18 protein-coding genes are annotated in these 16,401 nt (G+C 65.4%); 5 read left to right on the top strand and 13 right to left on the bottom strand.

Annotated elements, in window-relative coordinates:
* Position 1: 1 nt before the first annotated feature.
* Positions 2–1,171 carry an ABC transporter ATP-binding protein gene (locus tag ABXS05_RS01320; RefSeq protein WP_367622642.1) on the top strand — a complete coding sequence of 390 codons (1,170 nt, stop codon included), beginning with the start codon at positions 2–4 and terminating at the stop codon, positions 1,169–1,171.
* Positions 1,172–1,305: 134 nt separating this feature from the next.
* Complete coding sequence (locus ABXS05_RS01325; protein WP_367622643.1) at positions 1,306–2,016, top strand: riboflavin synthase subunit alpha; 711 nt, start codon at positions 1,306–1,308, stop codon at positions 2,014–2,016.
* 112 nt (positions 2,017–2,128) lie between these two features.
* Here the strand turns inward: ABXS05_RS01325 and ABXS05_RS01330 are convergent, their stop codons facing one another.
* The 5 genes from ABXS05_RS01330 to bioB form a co-directional block, all read right to left on the bottom strand.
* On the bottom strand, positions 2,129–3,121 hold the full coding sequence (locus ABXS05_RS01330; protein WP_367622644.1) for a beta-ketoacyl-ACP synthase III: 993 nt from the start codon (positions 3,119–3,121) through the stop codon (positions 2,129–2,131).
* Positions 3,118–4,395 carry an adenosylmethionine--8-amino-7-oxononanoate transaminase gene (locus ABXS05_RS01335; RefSeq protein WP_367622645.1) on the bottom strand — a complete coding sequence of 426 codons (1,278 nt, stop codon included), beginning with the start codon at positions 4,393–4,395 and terminating at the stop codon, positions 3,118–3,120. The genes ABXS05_RS01330 and ABXS05_RS01335 overlap by 4 nt, the downstream gene beginning before the upstream one ends.
* Entirely contained in the window at positions 4,389–5,045 is a 657-nt protein-coding gene (gene bioD / locus ABXS05_RS01340) for a dethiobiotin synthase (protein ID WP_367622646.1), read from the bottom strand. The genes ABXS05_RS01335 and bioD overlap by 7 nt, the downstream gene beginning before the upstream one ends.
* A gap of 105 nt (positions 5,046–5,150) precedes the next feature.
* On the bottom strand, positions 5,151–6,314 hold the full coding sequence (locus ABXS05_RS01345) for an 8-amino-7-oxononanoate synthase (protein WP_437178621.1): 1,164 nt from the start codon (positions 6,312–6,314) through the stop codon (positions 5,151–5,153).
* Positions 6,311–7,291 (bottom strand): biotin synthase BioB, encoded by a 981-nt coding sequence (gene bioB, locus ABXS05_RS01350; RefSeq protein ID WP_367623417.1) that lies wholly within the window; start codon positions 7,289–7,291, stop codon positions 6,311–6,313. The genes ABXS05_RS01345 and bioB overlap by 4 nt, the downstream gene beginning before the upstream one ends.
* Before the next feature lie 234 nt (positions 7,292–7,525).
* On the opposite strand from bioB, the gene ABXS05_RS01355 reads away from it, so the two are divergent.
* Entirely contained in the window at positions 7,526–8,191 is a 666-nt protein-coding gene (locus ABXS05_RS01355) for a GntR family transcriptional regulator (protein ID WP_311938283.1), read from the top strand.
* On the opposite strand, the gene ABXS05_RS01360 is transcribed toward ABXS05_RS01355, so the two are convergent.
* Positions 8,180–9,226 (bottom strand): MerR family transcriptional regulator, encoded by a 1,047-nt coding sequence (locus tag ABXS05_RS01360; RefSeq protein WP_367622647.1) that lies wholly within the window; start codon positions 9,224–9,226, stop codon positions 8,180–8,182. The genes ABXS05_RS01355 and ABXS05_RS01360 overlap by 12 nt on opposite strands.
* 75 nt (positions 9,227–9,301) lie before the next feature.
* A complete protein-coding gene (locus tag ABXS05_RS01365) occupies positions 9,302–9,760 on the bottom strand; it encodes a winged helix-turn-helix transcriptional regulator (protein WP_149255110.1) in 459 nt (152 codons plus the stop codon).
* A gap of 104 nt (positions 9,761–9,864) precedes the next feature.
* On the opposite strand from ABXS05_RS01365, the gene ABXS05_RS01370 reads away from it, so the two are divergent.
* Entirely contained in the window at positions 9,865–11,130 is a 1,266-nt protein-coding gene (locus ABXS05_RS01370; protein WP_367622648.1) for an MFS transporter, read from the top strand.
* An 18-nt stretch (positions 11,131–11,148) separates the two neighbouring features.
* Here ABXS05_RS01370 and ABXS05_RS01375 read toward each other — a convergent pair whose 3' ends face one another.
* From ABXS05_RS01375 to ABXS05_RS01390, 4 genes are all read right to left on the bottom strand, one after another.
* On the bottom strand, positions 11,149–11,484 hold the full coding sequence (locus ABXS05_RS01375; protein WP_367622649.1) for a tetratricopeptide repeat protein: 336 nt from the start codon (positions 11,482–11,484) through the stop codon (positions 11,149–11,151).
* Positions 11,463–12,071 carry a flavin reductase family protein gene (locus ABXS05_RS01380; RefSeq protein ID WP_367622650.1) on the bottom strand — a complete coding sequence of 203 codons (609 nt, stop codon included), beginning with the start codon at positions 12,069–12,071 and terminating at the stop codon, positions 11,463–11,465. Before ABXS05_RS01380 ends, ABXS05_RS01375 begins: the two co-directional genes overlap by 22 nt.
* A 35-nt stretch (positions 12,072–12,106) precedes the next feature.
* Entirely contained in the window at positions 12,107–12,715 is a 609-nt protein-coding gene (locus tag ABXS05_RS01385) for a superoxide dismutase (RefSeq protein WP_367622651.1), read from the bottom strand.
* Positions 12,716–12,903: 188 nt separating this feature from the next.
* Complete coding sequence (locus ABXS05_RS01390) at positions 12,904–13,476, bottom strand: TetR/AcrR family transcriptional regulator (RefSeq protein ID WP_367622652.1); 573 nt, start codon at positions 13,474–13,476, stop codon at positions 12,904–12,906.
* A gap of 82 nt (positions 13,477–13,558) precedes the next feature.
* Here ABXS05_RS01390 and ABXS05_RS01395 point away from each other — a divergent pair, with 82 nt between their 5' ends.
* Positions 13,559–15,064 (top strand): MFS transporter, encoded by a 1,506-nt coding sequence (locus ABXS05_RS01395; protein ID WP_367622653.1) that lies wholly within the window; start codon positions 13,559–13,561, stop codon positions 15,062–15,064.
* A gap of 20 nt (positions 15,065–15,084) precedes the next feature.
* Here the strand turns inward: ABXS05_RS01395 and cydX are convergent, their stop codons facing one another.
* The gene (cydX, locus tag ABXS05_RS01400) at positions 15,085–15,228 is read right to left on the bottom strand and encodes a cytochrome bd-I oxidase subunit CydX (protein WP_311938295.1); all 144 of its coding nucleotides are present in this window, start codon (positions 15,226–15,228) and stop codon (positions 15,085–15,087) included.
* A 12-nt stretch (positions 15,229–15,240) separates the two neighbouring features.
* Complete coding sequence (gene cydB / locus ABXS05_RS01405; RefSeq protein WP_367622654.1) at positions 15,241–16,389, bottom strand: cytochrome d ubiquinol oxidase subunit II; 1,149 nt, start codon at positions 16,387–16,389, stop codon at positions 15,241–15,243.
* Between the last annotated feature and the right edge of the window lie 12 nt (positions 16,390–16,401).

Consider the following 16,401-nt stretch of genomic DNA (forward strand, 5'->3'; position numbering starts at 1 on the left):
CATGGCCGCGATCAGCTTTTCAAAGGTCAGCAAAGCCTATGCCGATGGGCACCTGGCCGTGAACAAACTCGATCTCGACATCGCCGATGGCGAGTTCCTGGTGCTGGTCGGCCCCTCCGGCTGCGGCAAGTCCACGGCCCTGCGCATGATCGCGGGCTTGGAGACCATTACCGGCGGCACGCTCTCGATCGGCGCGGAGGTTGCCAACGACCTGTCGCCGCGCGAACGCAACGTGGCGATGATCTTCCAGAGCTATGCGCTCTATCCGCATCTTTCCGTCGCCGACAATGTCGGCTTTGCCCTCAAGGTGCGCGGCGAGAAACGCGAGGTGATCGCGGAGAAGGTCAAGGCTGCCGCCGAGATGCTCGAGCTGGACAAGCTGCTCACCCGCCGTCCCGGGCAGTTGTCGGGTGGCCAACGCCAGCGCGTCGCCATGGGGCGGGCGATCGTGCGCGAGCCAGCCGCCTTCCTGATGGACGAGCCGCTGTCCAATCTTGATGCCCGACTGCGGGGCCAGATGCGCGCCGAGATCGCCCGCCTGCAGCGGGCGAGCGGGGTGACCACGGTTTATGTGACGCACGACCAGGTCGAGGCGATGACCATGGGCGATCGCGTGGCCGTGATGAATGGCGGCGTGCTGCAGCAATTGGCGCCGCCTCGCGAGCTCTACGATCGGCCGGTCAACCTGTTCGTCGCCACCTTCATCGGCGCGCCGCCGATCAATTTGCTGCCCGGCCGGTTGCGCCGGGGCGGGCAGGGGATGGAAGTCGCCCTGCCGGGCCTCGTCCTGCCATTGCCGGCCGCTTTCGTGCAGGAAAGATCCGCCCTCGGGGCGCAGGGCGACCGCGAGGTGATCGTCGGCATTCGCCCCGAGAACCTGTTCCTCACCGAAGGCGATGCCGATGCGCTTTCCGCCCGCGTCGCCTTTCAGGAGGATCTGGGCGCGAGCCTGCTTGTCCATGTCGATCTCGTCGATCCCGCAGCGAATGCCCAGCAGAAGCGGGCAGGGCTGGACGAATTGGACGAAGGCGCCCCGGCTGTAATCTCCACCCGCATGCGCATCAGCGCGCCCGTCAGCGCGAGGCGCAAGGCCGGCGATACCGTCAAAATCGGGATCCAGGTCGACAGCCTGCATTTCTTCGATCCGACAAGCCAGCTGGCGATACGCTGAAGGCATCGGGAGCCATCTTCGTACGGTGCTCGCGCTTGGCGGCTTTCCCAACCATGCCTATCTATGATTAAAGGCGTCATCGCGAGGCGCCGATGCATTGTTCGGCCTCCGGCTTCATTGACAGGACTTCTCCTTTGTTCACAGGCATCATTCAGGGCGTCGCCGATATCGACGCCGTCAAGGATCATGACGGCTTGCGCACCTTCACGCTGCGCTTTCCCGAGGGCTTCAGCGAAGGTCTCGCCATCGGCGCCAGCGTCTCGGTGGACGGCGTCTGCCTGACCGTAACCGAGTTGGTCTCGGCGCAGACGGCGACCTTCGACGTCATGCTGCAGAGCCTGAAGATCACCACCCTGGCCGACTATGTCGCCGGCGATCGCGTGAATGTCGAGCGGGCCGCCAAGGATGGCGCCGAGATCGGCGGCCATCCGATTTCGGGCCATGTCGATTTCTCCACCGCCATCGACTCCGTCGGCACTTCGGAAGGCAACAAGGTCATCCGCATCGCCATCCCGCCGGATTTCGCGCGCTACGTCTTCGCCAAGGGTTATATCGCCATCAACGGCGCCAGCCTGACGGTGTCCGAGGTCGACAAGAAGGAAGGCTGGTTCGAAGTCTGGCTCATCCCTGAAACCCGGCGCATGACCGTGTTCGAGGACAAGCGGGCCGGCGACCGGCTCAATATCGAGATCGAGCGCGACACCCAGGTGGTCGTCGATACCGTGCGCGACGCCGTACAGGAGAGCCTGGGACGCCTGCAGCCGGTGCTGGAGGCCCTGCTGGCGGAAAAGGGGCTCAATCTCGAGGATTTCGTGCAGGTGCCCCGCCAGATCGGCAAGAGTTGACGCCCCTGGGACCGCCGGCTTCCAGCCGGCTCTTCCTTGCCAACCAGCGATGCGCTTCCAGGAGCCGGCTGGAAGCCGGCGGTCCCAGGATGTCAGGCTTCCTCAGCAGACATCACCCCATGCCCAGCACTATCGCGCCCCCCGTCATGCCGGCGCCCGCGGCGGAGAGCAGCAGCTTTTCGCCCGCCCTGAAGGGCGCTGCTTGGTTCGCAAGCGAGAGCGACAGGACAATCGTGGCCGCAGAGGAATTGCCGTAGTCCTCAATGCTGCGCACAGTCTTGGCCGCATCGAGCCCGAGTTCGGCCGAGACCGCATCGAAGATGCGTGCATTGGCCTGATGGGGCACGAAACGGTCTATGTCTGCGGCTGTCAACCCAGCCTGGGTCATGGCCTTCACGGCGCAATCGCTCATCATGCGCACGGCCTGCGAGAACACCGCTCTGCCGTCGCGCATGGTCATCAGGAAGTCCTGGGCAGCAATTTCCGGCGCGAAGGGGCGATTGCTGCCGCCAGCCGGAATGGAAATCAGGTCGTATTGGCTGCCATCGGAGGCAAGGTCGACACCGAGGAGGCCGGTCTCCTCGGCGCGGGAGGGGCCGAGCAGGAGGGCGCCCGCGGCATCGGCGAACACCACGGCGCTGGCGCGCTCATGAGGATTGATGCGCCGGCTGAGGATGTTGGCGGCTACCACCAGCACGGCCTTTTCCCGGGTGCGCACGAAGCCGTCCGCCAAAGTGAGGGCGTAGAGGAAGCCCGAGCAGGCGCCGGCGAGGTCGACGGCTCCCGCTTTCGGCAACCCTAGCCGGTGTGCCAGCAGAGGCGCCGAGGGCGGCAGCAGATGATCGGGCGTCGAGGTTGCGAGCAGGACCAGCCCCACCTGGTCCGGCGCGATGCCGGCATCCGCCAGGGCTGCGGCTCCCGCTTCGGCCGCAAGCGCGCTCAGCGTGTCCCCGGGGCCGGCCCAGTGGCGATGGCGGATACCGGTCCGCCGCTCGATCCAGCCGTCTTCGAGACCCAGTCTCGCCTCGATCTCGGCATTGCCGACCCGGCGTTCCGGCACGCAATGGCCGAAGCCGAGCACGCGGCTCGAATGGCAGCGGGTCATCGGCCCGCGCCGGTGACCAGGTCCACCGCCTCGTCGATGGTCGCATAGGCTCGGTCGAGATCACCAGGCGTGACGCAATAGGGCGTCATCAGATAGATCACATTGCCGAGCGGGCGGATCAGCAGGCCGCGAGCCTTGAAGAAGGCGCGCAGTCGCGGACCGGCATCGGAAAGATAGCCTCCCGAAGGCACGGCGATCTCCATCACCGCGATGGTGCCGCATTGGCGGATATCGGCGAAGCGGGGATCGCTGCGGAAACGGTCCAGGCGACGGCTGTGTCCAGCGGCCAGCGCCGCGATACGCTCGGTGACCGGCTCCATCCGCCAGATCTCGAGATTGGCGCAAGCCGCCGCGCAGGCGATGGGATTGGCGGTATAGGAACTGGAGTGGAAGAAGGTGCGGCTGCGGTCATCCGACAGATGCGCCTCGAAGATCTCCGCCGTGCACAGGGTTGCCGCGAGCGGCACGGCGCCGCCGGTGAGTCCCTTGGACAGGCACATTATGTCGGGCGTGATACCGGCTTGCTGACAGGCGAAGAGCGAGCCGGTGCGGCCCCAACCGGTCATCACCTCGTCGGCGATCAGGAGGACGCCATGGGCCTCGGCGATCCGCTTCACTTCGGTGAGAATCCAGGGGGCATAGATGCGCATGCCGCCAGCACCCAGTACCAGGGGCTCGATCAGCAGGGCGGCGATATCGCCGCGTCGGCAGAGGCGTTCGAAGGCATCGAGCGTGCGCTGTTCCTGCCCGGCGGCGGGAAAGGGCAGGCTGTCGACCGAGAACAGCAAGGGTCCATAGGCCGCATTGAAGACGCCACGTTCCCCGGCCGACATCGTGCCGATGGTGTCGCCGTGATAACTATGCTCCATCACCACGATGCGCGAGCGTGGCGTGCCGCGATTGTGGAAGAAGCCGAGCGCCATCTTCAGGGCGACCTCGACCGCGGTCGAGCCGCTGTCGGAATAGAAGACATGGGCGAGACCCGATGGTGCGATCTCGACCAGGCCCCTGGCGAGCGTCTCGGCCGGCTCATGGGTGTAGTCGGCGAAGATGATCTGGTCGAAGCGTTCGCTGGCATCCCGGATCGCCTGCATGATGGCGGGATGCCGGTGGCCATGGGTGATCACCCACCAGGAGGAGATCGCATCGAGCACGGCCTGCCCGTCCTCCTCATAGAGGAAGGCACCTTCCGTGCGGGCGATCCGGCGCGTCACCGGATCGAGCTGATGCTGGGTAAAGGGGTGCCAGACCGGCGACGGCAGGGATTTCAGCATGAGGCAAGCCCTTGCTTGATAATGGATAGGTCGATCCAGTTCCGGAAGCCGGCATGCAAATCGTCGGCGATCAGGGGATCGAGCTTTGGCAGCCGGCCGAGGCTCCTGACATCGCCGAGTTCGGTGATGACACCCTGGGTGTCCGCCTGCTCGTCGCCGATGAAGACGACGCCGAGGATGGGAATGCCCCGGCGGCGCATAGCTTCGAGCGAGAGCAGCGTGTGGTTGATGGTGCCCAGGCCCGTGCGGGCACAGAGGATCGCCGGATGGCGCCAGCGCGCTAACACGTCGGCGAACACGGTCCGGCGCGTCAGGGGAACCAGCAGTCCGCCAGCCCCCTCGATGACGAGAGGTCCGGAGACCAGCGGCGGCTCCAGCGTGTCGGGATCGAGTTCCACCCCGTCGATGGCTGCCGAAAAATGCGGCGAGGCCGGCGTGGCGAGGCGGTAGGCTTCGGGCAGGATGCGGTCCTGCGGCAACCTGCCCAGGCGTCGTACCGTCTCGCTGTCGGTTTCCTCGTCGAGGCCCGATTGCACCGGTTTCCAGTAGCTCGCCTCGAGGGCATGGGCGAGGGCCGCCGAGAACACCGTCTTGCCGATGCCGGTATCCGTGCCGGTGACCACGATACGTGGATGGGCCTCCCTAATCATGATGCAGCCCCTGGGACCGCGGACGTCCCGTCCGCCTCTTCCTCTCTCCAAGGCGCTGTGTTTCCAAGAGTGGACGAGGACGTCCGCGGTCCCAGGACCTTCGTTTCATCGATCCTCCTCCGCCATTACCATGGCGAGCCGTTCGACCATTTGCGTGATGACTTCCTCGTCGACATTGGGCGTGATGGAAATACGCAGGCGCGCCGTGCCGGCCGGAACCGTCGGCGGGCGGATGGCCCGGATATCGAAACCGGCCCCCTGCATCCGCTCGGCGATGGCGAGGCAGCGCTCATTGTCGCCGATGACGACAGGCAGGATCTGCGAGCCGCTGGTCGCGATGCCGAGCCGCTCGACCACGAGTCTGTTGGCAAAATCGATCAGCGACAATTCCCGGCTGCGCCGCTCCGGCTCGTCCGCCAGTGCGTGGAGTGCCTCCCGCACCAGCACGGCCTGGAGGGGCGAGGGAGCGGTGGCATAGATGAAGGGGGCGGCATGGTTGACCAGGACGTCACAGAGCACGGCGCTGGCGCCGATGAGCGCGCCCGAGGAGCCCAGCGCCTTGCCGCAGGTGTGAAGCACCACGACATTGTCGCGCCCTTCCAAGGCGGCGGCAAAGCCGCGTCCGCCCAGGCCGTGAACGCCGGTGGCATGGGCCTCGTCGACATAGAGGAAGCCGTCATGCGCATCGGCCAGTGCCATCAGCTCGGCCAGGGGCGCAATATCGCCATCCATGGAGTAGAGGCTTTCGACCGCGATCCAGGGATGGCCCCTGCCGCCGGCCGTCCGCCAGGCGCGGATCGCCTGTTCGAAGGCGGCAATGTCGTTGTGCGGTACGGCCACGGCCGCAGCGCGGCCGGCCGCGATGCCGGCATGGGCGCTGGCATGGATGAGGGCATCGTAGACGATGAGATCGCCGCGCTGGGGCAAGGTTGAGAGCGCGGCGAGATTGGCGGTGTAGCCGCCGTTGAAATAGAGCATGCGCGGTGAGCCGAAGAACGTGGCGGCTTCGGCCTCCAGTGCCTCGTGCTCGGGATGGTTGCCACGCAGCAGGCGCGAGCCGCCGGCGCCGGCGGGCACGCGACGATCGACGGCGGCGATGAGGGCTTTATGCAAACGGGATGACGACGCCAGCCCCAGATAGTCGTTGGAGCTGAAATCGATGCCGCTCAGCGGTGCCAGGACCCGGCGACGCCCCTTGCGTTCGAACTGGCCGAGCCTTGCCGCGTAGCGCGCCAGCCGGGGCCGTTCGCCCGGCGATGCGTCGCTCACGGCGTCTCCTCCATCGGCGCGGCCGTCAGGCCGAGACGGCGCATCAGGCTGCTGTCCTTGTCGTCGCCCGGATTGGCGGCAGTGAGCAGCGTTTCGCCGACGAAGATGGAATTGGCACCCGCGAAAAAGCACAGGGCCTGGGTCTCGTCGCTCATCGCCGTGCGTCCCGCGGTGAGGCGTACATGCGAGGCCGGCATCAGGATGCGGGCGAGCGCGATGATGCGGATGAACTCGATCGGATCGACCGGCGGGGCATCCGCCAGTCGGGTGCCGGGCACGGGGATGAGCATGTTGATCGGCACGCTTTCCGGCGCTTCCGGCAGGTTGGCGAGCGTCACCAGCATGTCGATGCGGTCATCGACCGCCTCGCCGAGGCCGAGAATGCCGCCGGAGCACACCTTGATGCCGGCCTCGCGCACATTGGCCAAAGTATCCAGCCGCTCGGCGAAGCTGCGGGTGGTGATCACCTGGGGGTAGTAACGCTCCGAGGTATCGATGTTGTGGTTGTAATAGTCGAGCCCGGCCTCGGCGAGCGTGCCGGCCTGCTGGGGCGACAGCATGCCGAGCGTCATGCAGGTCTCCATGCCGAGCGACTTCACGCCTTCGACCATGGCCACGAGCATGGCCATGTCGCGCTGCTTGGGGCTGCGCCAGGCCGCGCCCATGCAATAGCGCGTGGCGCCACCCGCCTTGGCCTGGCGCGCCTCCTCGATCACCCGCTGGACCTCCAGGAGCTTGGAAGCCTTCAGGCCGCTGTCATGATGGGCAGACTGGCTGCAATAGCCGCAATCCTCGGGGCACCCCCCTGTCTTGATGCTGAGCAGCTTGCTGAGCTGGATGCGGTTGGGATCGAAATGCCGGCGATGAACGGTCTGGGCGCGGAACAGCAGGTCGTTGAATGGCAGGTCATAGATCGCGCGCGCCTCGGCATGGTTCCAGGGCAGGGGGGCGGCGCGGTCCGTGCTCGAACCGTGGATACCGGGCGCGCGCTCCTGGTTCTGACTCGTCGACAGGTGATCGTGCATTTCGTCTCCTCGCATGACCGGTCGCGGATCCCTTCAGGAAGGGCGCGAGCGTGGGAAGGAGAGGCAGCCAAATGTCCAGCGCCTCAAAATTATAGATAAAATCTTGAATCTATCTATCTGGAATCATCATAAAGTTGCGAAGCGAGGATGCATCTGGTTTTATCATAGATAATCTATGGAGCTGCCATGGCCGAAACCGTTGCCGAGCGCATAGCGCGTACCCTGGCCGAGCGCATCGTGCGCGGGGAATTAGCGCCGGGAACGCCGCTCCGGCAGGACAGGATCGCGGCGGAGTTCGAGGCGAGCCATGTACCCGCCCGTGAGGCCTTCCAGCTGCTGCGCGCCCAGGGCCTGGCGGTCAACGAGCCGCGGCGCGGCATGCGGGTGGCGCCGCTCGATGGCAAAGCGGCGCAGGAAGTCGTCGAGATTCGGGCGAACCTGGAAGTGCTGGCGGTCAGCCATGCCATTCCCTGGCTGAATGCGACGAGTTTTGAACGGATGGAGCAGGCCCTTCAGGCCGGTGACCGGGCTGAGACCATCGAGGATTGGGAACTCGCTAACCGGGCCTTCCATCGCGAGATCGTGGCACCCTGCCGCATGCCCCGGCTGCTTGCCATGCTGGATGGGCTGCAACTCGCCAATTCGCGCATCATCTTCGCGGCGACGCGGACGGCGGGATGGCGCCCCGGCACCAGCCACGCCCACCGGCAGATTCTCGATGCCCTGCGACAGCGGGATGCCGGGCGCGCGGCCACCCTGCTGCAGTCGCATATCCGTGGGCTTGAGCAGGGAAAGAGCGGCGACTTTCCGACATCGCCGCCTTCCACTTCCTGGATCGGTTCAGGCCGGTGAACGACCGCTCGCACCAGGTCTCCAGGCGATGACACCCTCCGTGCGCGCCCGCACCGTCGGCGAAGCGAGGCATGACGCAACCGCCTCGTAACCGGGGAACCCCGGAAAGGGAGCGACCAGAGACGGAGGGCTGTGATTGGCGGGGCACAGGATGATGGCCTCCTCCTCGCCGGCGGTCGCCAGGTCCAGAATGGCATGAGACCGGGTCAGTACGAAGAGCGGGCTGGTGCCGGGAGGGCGCGCTCGCAGATAGGCACTTACTGCGTGCTGGGTCGGCTCGTCCAATCCCTGCTCGATCATGTCGATGACAAGAAAGGCGGGGCCTTCCTCTGCCAGGCCGATTGCCAGAGCGGTGAGAGCATCGGACATCCCGGCGCCGTGGTGGGCGAGTTGCGCGAGGATCGGCTCGACGCGATCGCGAAGAGCCGGATCGGCTGCCAAACCTTTCCGCAATGCGGCCGTGTCGGATACGCGCTCCAGGCCGAGAAAGGCGGCATTCGGCAAGGTTTCGGCCAGACGCAGTGCCAATCGGGTCTTGCCGCTGCCGAGAGGGCCGATGATGTAGGTCAGCAGCTTGATGTCCTGAATCGCGAAGCGTTCGCCACCCCAGGGCCAGGGCAGGTCGAAGGCAATGGCTGGTTCTCGGCCGGATGAAGAGTGCGGCATGAGATCCCCCGCTACTAACGCAGGCGTGTTGGCGTGGCCGCTTTGGAGGGCTTGCAGTGTCATCGCCGTGGCGGCAAGTCCCTTGAGGCGATCCTTGATGGCCGTCTGATGCGCCGCGAGCATCGCAACCCGTTCGCGGCTATCGCCCTTCAGCACCCGCGCAATCTCGGCAAGCGAGAAGCCGAGCCGGCGCAACGCGGCAATCTCACGCGCCTTGTCGATCTCCCCAGGCCCGTAGACGCGCCAGCCCGCGGCGGAGCGCGGCGGGGCAAGCAGGCCCTTGTCCTCATAGAGCCGCAGGGCCTTGGTCGAGACGCCCAGCCGCCTGGCGGCTTCGGACGGGCTGAGGAAACGCGCGGATGCCGGCATGAATCACCCCTCGATGGTTGACCATCCTCTTATCGAGGCGGCCCCAGGGGCAAGGTCAAGCGCGCAGGCTCTCCATCACGCCGCGTCGTTGTCCTCGACCTTGAGGATGATGGCATCCTTGGCATCGACGGCACGCCCGTCACTGGTGCGGATCTCGAGCTCGATGGCTTGCCCGGTCTCGCGTTCGACCAGGCGGGAATGCGGCTCGCCAGGCGCAAACAAATGGGCTTCTCCGAATTTGCGCAAGGCCACCATCACCGGGAAGAGATCCCGCCCCATCTCGGTGAGGTGATATTCCTGGTGCGCACCACCATCCGACGCCGGCGCGGATTTGAGAATGCCCCGGGCAATCAGCGTCTTCAGGCGCTCGGACAAGATGTTCTTGGCGATGCCGAGGCTCTTTTGAAACTCGCCGAAGCGCGTCAGCCCATCGAAGGCATCGCGCACGATCAGCAGCGACCACCAGTCGCCGATCACGTCGAGCGAGCGTGCGCTCGGACAATAATCCCCGGTGAGGCTCTTGCGCTTAACCATAACCCTGTTCGTCGTTCTTTGTCGGAAATTGGTTGCATCATAAAACTCTATCATTTACGAAGCAAATGGTTTCATTATTAAACCTATATTGCGATGGAGTTGTCATGCCTTCCGAAGTGGAGCTGGGATCCCCGCGTGCCGCGGAAGTTGAAATCACGGCCGGGCCATCTGCGACCCCCTTGTCGCGTACCTTGATCCTGTTGTTTGCCGTGGCGAGCGGCCTTGCTGTCGCCAATGCCTATTTTGCCCATCCCATGCTCGACGTGATGGCGGATGATCTTGGCCTGTCGCGAGCAACCGCCGGCCTGATCGTCGGCGCCACCCAGCTCGGCTATGGCATCGGCCTCGTCCTGCTGGTGCCGATCGGCGACCTGATCGAGCGGCGCAAGCTGGTCATCGCGCAATCGCTGCTCTCCGTCCTTGCTCTGGTCTCGATCGCCTTCGCCTCGAACGGCGCCATGCTGCTCGTCGCCATGGCGGTGATGGGGCTGCTGGCGGTGGTGACTCAGGCCTTCGTCGCCTATGCCGCCAGCCTGGCGCGGCCCTCCCAGCGCGGCGAAGTGGTGGGCATCGTCACCAGCGGCATCGTGCTCGGCATTTTGCTGGCGCGCACGGTGGCGGGTACGCTCACCGATCTTTCAGGCTGGCGCACGGTCTATCTCGCTTCGGCCGCGGCGACTCTCCTCATCGTGCTGGCACTCTGGCGCATGTTGCCGCAACAGCCTCGGCCGGCGAGCCGGTTGAGCTATCCCCAACTGATCGGCTCGGTCTTCACCTTGTTGGTCGAGGAGCCGGTGCTTCGGATCCGTGCCATTATCGCCATGCTGATCTTTGCCGACATCACCACGCTGCTGGCACCGCTGGTGATGCCCCTGAGTGCACCGCCCTTTTCCTTCTCGCACAGCGTGATCGGCCTGTTCGGCCTGGCCGGCGCGGCTGGCGCTCTCGGAGCGTCCCGGGCGGGACGCTGGACCGATCACGGCTACGGGCAGCGCGTGACCGGCATCGCACTCGGCCTGATGCTGCTTGCCTGGCTGCCGATCGGACTGTTGCCTTACTCGATCCTCTGGCTGGTCCTCGGCGTCCTCGTCATCGATTTCGGCCTCCAGGCCGTGCATGTCACCAATCAGGGCATGATCTATCGGGTCAGGCCGGAGGCGCAGAGCCGCCTGACCGCCGCCTATATGGTGTTCTATTCGATCGGTAGCGCCTTTGGCTCGTCGTCCTCGACCCTGGTCTATGCCTATGCCGGCTGGACCGGTGTCAGCCTGCTCGGCGCTGCCATCGCGGCGGTTACCCTGGTCTTCTGGGCGGCAACCCTGGGCGCAACACCCAAGGAAGCGACGCAGGCGATCGATGCTGCCGAATAATCGGGCGTGATCGGGAGCTCAGGTCGAATGGAGGCGCTTCAGCTTGCCGAGCAGGGAGGTCATTTCCCGCAGGGCTTGCAACTCGCCGCTGTCCTGGGCAACGGCGCAGCCCTTGTCCCAGACGGTGATCGCCGCCGATATATTACCTGCCTTGGCATGGGCGGCGCCAAGCTGCTTGTAGGCAGCGGCATAGTCCGGTTTCAGGGCGATGGCCTGCGTGAGATGCAGGATGGCCCCCGCCGGGTCGCCCTGTTCCAGCCGGGCCCGGCCGAGCGTGAAGCGGGCAAGGGCATTGTCGCGGCCGGAGATGATCTGCTGCTCGAGGCGGGCGATCAATCCGCTGGCGTCGGCCATGGCTGGGGCTCCTCGGCGAAGAGTGGCGGCCACTCCGAAAGCGGGGCGGGCCGATGATATTGCCGCCGGTGCCAGAGCAGCGGCGCGGTCGTCTTCGCCAGCTGCGTTCCGACGATCGCGCCGGCGATGACGAGATGGGTGGGGATCGACATGCTGCCGATCAGTTCGCAGTCGATGGACGCCGCCGCAGAAGACAGGTGCGGCGTACCGGACGACCAGCTCTGCCAGTCGCCGACGCTGAAGCGGTCGATGCCGCCGAGCTTGCCGGCGAAGGCATCGGCAATATTCTCCTGGTCGCTCGCCAGCATCGCCACGGAGAAGCGGCCCGAGGCAAGGACGAGCTCGGCCAGGCGGCATGTCCGGTCGATCGAAACCAGAAGGGAGGGCGGCTCGGCCGAGAGGGAGAGCACGGCCGTCGCCGTGCGCCCCTGGCGTTCGCCCTGCCAATGGCCGGCGACGATGCACACCGTCGCTGCCAGGTTGGACATCGCCTCCGCAAACTCCGATCGTTGGATGGGAGGCCGGCGCGGCGATGTCAGTGCCATCGGCGTGACGGGGACGGAATGGGCGATTTCACGCAAAGGCATATCTCCCCATCCGCCCGGCACGCTGCGCCCGGCTGTCAAAGCGCGGCCAGATTGGCTTCGGCAAACTCGTAATTGGCCAGCTTGTCGAGGAAGTTCGTGACATAGTCGGGGCGGCGATTGCGGAAATCGACATAATAGCTGTGCTCCCAGACGTCGAGGCCGAGCAAGGGCGTGCCTTCGCCGGTGGCGAGCGGATTGGAGCCGTTCGGCGTCTTGGTCACCTTGAGCTTGCCGTCCTTGCCCGCGACCAGCCAGGCCCAGCCCGAACCGAACTGCGTGGTTGCCGCCGTCTTGAAGGCTTCCTTGAAGGCATCGGTGCCGCCGAGATCGGCATCGATCCTGGCCTGCAGCTTGCCGGGGATACCGCCGCCATTCGGGCTGAGCGCCTGCCAGAAGTGGATGTGGTTCCAATGCTGCCCGGCATTGTTGAACACCGGTGCCACCTCGGGCCGGTCCTTGACCAGGGCGATGATCTCCTCGAGCGTCTTGCCCGCCAGCGCGGCATCCTTTTCCACGAAGCCGTTGAGGGCGGTGACATAGGCCTGGTGGTGCTTGCCGTGATGGAGCTCGAGCGTCTCCTGGCTCATGCCGCGTGCGGCGAGGGCGTTGATGGCATAGGGCAGGGTGGGGAGCGTGAAGGCCATGGTCTTTCTCCATCATCGGCGGACTGCGCTCACCATCAGCGGTGGCGCAATCCATTTTCAAAGTCTTATCTTTGAAAAACGAATTGCCGCATATGTCAAGTTGATGGTTGGAAAATTGCCATGCCTTCCTCGTTCATGCCTTCCTCGCTGTGGATCCGCGCGCTTGGCCTTCAATCTAGTCGCGGGCGTCATGCCGGACTGTCCGGCAGCAGGTGCATTATGTCCTCGAAAATCTCCTGCCATTCGGCTTCGGTCATCTGCACGAATTGAAAGCTGTGCAGGAAGAAGATGCCTTCGGAGGCGAGAAAGGCGAGGCGCGCCTTGCGCCCCTCGGGAGAAGAGGGATCGATCTCCGTCAGATAGCGGCGGTACCAGGCGCGGGTATCGGCCAGTTGATCCGGGCTCTGGATCAGGGTTGCCAGCATGGCGGCCGAACGGGACGCATCCTTTTCGTCGGTATGGCGATTGGCCTCGACATAAGCCCGGACCATGGCGAAAGGCCCTGGCTGCTCGGCTGCGAGCTTGGCAACTTCGGTGTCGAAACCTGCGGCCCAGCGCTCCAGCATGGCCTTGAGAAGGCCATCCTTGGTGCCGAAGCAATATTGCACGCCGCCCTTGGTGATGCCCGCTTCCTTGGCGACCGCATCGATGGTCAGGCCGGCGGGGCCGATACGTGCCACCACGGCTTCCGCCGCATCGAGGACCTTGTTGCGGTCGATGCTGCGCGGACGGCCAAGGCCGCTTCTCTCTTTTGTTTCCATACGTATGTATTTATATTGGCTAGGTGGAGTGGGCAAGCGGTCCGCTTTGCACGGATAGTTTCATACAACGCTGAACTCGATCATGGCATATCACAATCGCTGGCTGGTTCTCGCAATCGTTTCGAGCGCCCTGTTCCTCATCGTCGTCGACCTGACAGTGCTCTACACGGCACTGCCCCGCCTGACCCATGACCTGGCCGCGACCGCCTCCGAAAAGCTCTGGATCCTCAATGCCTATCCGCTCGTCGTTGCCGGCCTGTTGCCGGGCTGCGGGACACTCGGCGATCGCATCGGCTCCAAGCGCCTGTTCATGGCCGGCCTGATCGCCTTCGGGGCGGCCTCGCTGCTCGCGGCCTTCGCCCCCAGTTCGATGGTGCTGATCGCAGCCCGTGCTTTGCTGGCCGTCGGTGCCGCCATGATGATGCCCGCGACCCTCGCGATCATTCGCGTCACCTTCACCAGCGAGAAGGAGAGGGCCTTTGCCATCGGGGTCTGGGCAGCCGTGGCATCGAGCGGCGCGGCGTTTGGCCCGGTATTGGGCGGCTTTCTGCTCGAGTTCTTCTGGTGGGGCTCGGTCTTTTTGATCAATGTTCCGGTGGTGGTCGGGGCCTGGGTGGCGGCCGGCCTGGTCCTGGAAAACCGTCCGGGCCGTGCCACCCACCCTTGGGATCTTGTCGGCTCGCTCCAGATCATGGCCGGGCTGATCGCCACCGCCTATGCCATCAAGGAACTGGGCAAGCGTTCGCCGAGTTGGGAGGTTGCGCTTGTGGCGGGGCTCATTGGCGCCCTGGCATTCTTTCTTTTCGGGCGGCGGCAGAGCCGGAGCGAGATGCCGCTGATCGATTTCAGCCTGTTCCGCAATCCTGAATTCGCAGCGGGCGTCATCGTCGCCACCGTGTCATCGGCGGCCCTGATCGGCGTGGAACTGGTGTTCAGCCAGCATCTGCAGCTGGTGCGGAACATGTCGCCGCTGCAGGCGGGGCTGCTTCTGCTGCCCATTCCCCTGGCCTCGATCGTGGCGGGGCCGCTGGCGGGTCTCGCTTTGCCGCGGCTCGGGGCCCGCCATGTGCTCTGGATGTCGCTGGCGCTGGCCGGCGGTGGTCTGGCTGCCTTCCTGCTGACTCATGACGGGACAGCGGCGCTCTGGCTCACGGCCCTGAGCGCCATGGGATTTGGCGTCGGCGCGTCGATGTCGGCCGCTTCCAGTGCGATCATGGTCAATGCGCCGGAGGAGCGGGCCGGCATGGCCGCCTCGATCGAGGAGGTTTCCTACGAACTCGGCGGCGCGCTCGGGGTTGCCGTGATGGGCACCATCATGTCGGCGATCTATACGGCGATGCTGGTGTTGCCGCCGGATCTGCCGGTTGCCGGCACCGTTCGGGACAGCCTGGATGAAGCCCTGCTGGTAGCCGAAACGCTGCCGGCGCCGTCGGCCGAAATGCTGGCCCGGCTGGCACGCTCGGCTTTCGAGCAGGCCTTTCTGGGCGTGATCGCCGTCTGCTCGCTGCTCTTCCTGCTGACGGCACTCGTCGTCGGCCTGATGGGCCGCCGCCAGGACCGCCTGAGCGATCGTCAACCGATCGGTTGACGATCGCAGGAGAACCGCTGTCAGTTACCGGCCGTCGACCGGTCCGGCTTGCCCGCCACCTTGGTGACAGGCACTTTCTGCTCGCGCAGTTCGAACCACATCGCGTTGAGAATGGCGAAGGAGCAGGCGAGGCCGAGCCCGAGGATCCAGGAAAAATACCACATGTACCGATCTCCTCAGTAGGCGTTGGGATTGCGGCCGATCGAGTCGGCGGTGACGGGACCGCGCATCACGCGGAAGACCCAGGTGGTGTAGGCCAGGATCAGCGGCAGGAAGACCGCCGTCGCCAGCAGCATGACGAACAGCGTCATGTGGCTGGAGGACGCATCCCAGACGGTGAGGCTGACCTGAGGATCGAGCGAACTCGGCAGGAGGAAGGGGAACAGCGCCAGGCCGGCGGTGGCGATGATGCCGATGATGGCGAGGCTGCTGCCGAAGATCGCAAGCTTGCCCATGCGGGCCGACAGGCCGGCGAAGGCCACCAGCGGCCCAAACAGGCCGAGGGTCGGCGCCGTCCACATCCAGCCATGGCTGTGGAAGTTGGCGAGCCAGCGGCCCGTTTCGAGTGCGACCGTCTTGCCCAGCGGATTGGAGGGGCCGAACGGGTCCTGCTGGCTGGTGACGACATAGCCGTCGATGCCATAGGCGATCCAGACCCCGGCCAAGGCAAACAGCACCAGGGTTGCCAGGGCGGCAAGGCGGCCATAGGAGCGCGCCCGCTCCGTCATCGGCCCCCGGGTACGGGCCGAAATCACGGTTGCGCCATGGGTGACCAGCATGGCGAGGCTGACGAGCCCGGCCAGCAAGGCAAAGGGGCGCAGCAGGCCGAAGAAGTTGCCGCTATAGGACGGACGCAGCGTGGCATCGAGGCCGAACGGCACGCCCAGCAGCACATTGCCGACAGCGACACCGAAGATCAGGGCCGGCACGAAGCCGCCGAGGAACAGAGCTCCGTCCCACAGATTGCGCCAGCGTTGATCCTGGAGCTTGCCGCGGAACTTGAAGCCGACGGGACGCAGGATCAAGGCGAGCAGCACGGCGATCATCGCCAGGTAGAAGCCGGAAAAGGACGTCGCATAGAGCGCCGGCCAGGCAGCGAAGATCGCGCCGCCGCCGAGGATCAGCCAGACCTGGTTGCCTTCCCAGGTCGGCCCCATCAGATTGATGAGGATGCGGCGTTCCTCGTCGGTGCGGGCGGCAAAGGGCAGCAGTGCCCCAATGCCGAGATCGTAACCATCCATGATGGCAAAGCCGATCAGGAGCACGCCGAGCAGGGCCCACCAGATCAGGCGCAGGGTTTCATAATCGAGAGGGATCGTGGTCATGAGTGCGTATCC

This window comes from Labrys neptuniae, assembly GCF_040797145.1.
Taxonomy (GTDB): domain Bacteria; phylum Pseudomonadota; class Alphaproteobacteria; order Rhizobiales; family Labraceae; genus Labrys; species Labrys neptuniae.

Excerpts from the sequence above, each read along its gene's own strand:
- ABXS05_RS01320 (WP_367622642.1), top strand. The coding sequence starts at position 2 with ATGGCCGCGATCAGCTTTTCAAAGGTCAGCAAAGCCTATGCCGATGGG.
- ABXS05_RS01330 (WP_367622644.1), bottom strand. The coding sequence starts at position 3,121 with ATGACCCGCTGCCATTCGAGCCGCGTGCTCGGCTTCGGCCATTGCGTG.
- ABXS05_RS01335 (WP_367622645.1), bottom strand. The coding sequence starts at position 4,395 with ATGCTGAAATCCCTGCCGTCGCCGGTCTGGCACCCCTTTACCCAGCAT.
- bioD (WP_367622646.1), bottom strand. The coding sequence starts at position 5,045 with ATGATTAGGGAGGCCCATCCACGTATCGTGGTCACCGGCACGGATACC.
- ABXS05_RS01355 (WP_311938283.1), top strand. The coding sequence starts at position 7,526 with ATGGCCGAAACCGTTGCCGAGCGCATAGCGCGTACCCTGGCCGAGCGC.
- ABXS05_RS01360 (WP_367622647.1), bottom strand. The coding sequence starts at position 9,226 with ATGCCGGCATCCGCGCGTTTCCTCAGCCCGTCCGAAGCCGCCAGGCGG.
- ABXS05_RS01365 (WP_149255110.1), bottom strand. The coding sequence starts at position 9,760 with ATGGTTAAGCGCAAGAGCCTCACCGGGGATTATTGTCCGAGCGCACGC.
- ABXS05_RS01370 (WP_367622648.1), top strand. The coding sequence starts at position 9,865 with ATGCCTTCCGAAGTGGAGCTGGGATCCCCGCGTGCCGCGGAAGTTGAA.
- ABXS05_RS01375 (WP_367622649.1), bottom strand. The coding sequence starts at position 11,484 with ATGGCCGACGCCAGCGGATTGATCGCCCGCCTCGAGCAGCAGATCATC.
- ABXS05_RS01380 (WP_367622650.1), bottom strand. The coding sequence starts at position 12,071 with ATGCCTTTGCGTGAAATCGCCCATTCCGTCCCCGTCACGCCGATGGCA.
- ABXS05_RS01385 (WP_367622651.1), bottom strand. The coding sequence starts at position 12,715 with ATGGCCTTCACGCTCCCCACCCTGCCCTATGCCATCAACGCCCTCGCC.
- ABXS05_RS01390 (WP_367622652.1), bottom strand. The coding sequence starts at position 13,476 with ATGGAAACAAAAGAGAGAAGCGGCCTTGGCCGTCCGCGCAGCATCGAC.
- ABXS05_RS01395 (WP_367622653.1), top strand. The coding sequence starts at position 13,559 with ATGGCATATCACAATCGCTGGCTGGTTCTCGCAATCGTTTCGAGCGCC.
- cydX (WP_311938295.1), bottom strand. The coding sequence starts at position 15,228 with ATGTGGTATTTTTCCTGGATCCTCGGGCTCGGCCTCGCCTGCTCCTTC.
- cydB (WP_367622654.1), bottom strand. The coding sequence starts at position 16,389 with ATGACCACGATCCCTCTCGATTATGAAACCCTGCGCCTGATCTGGTGG.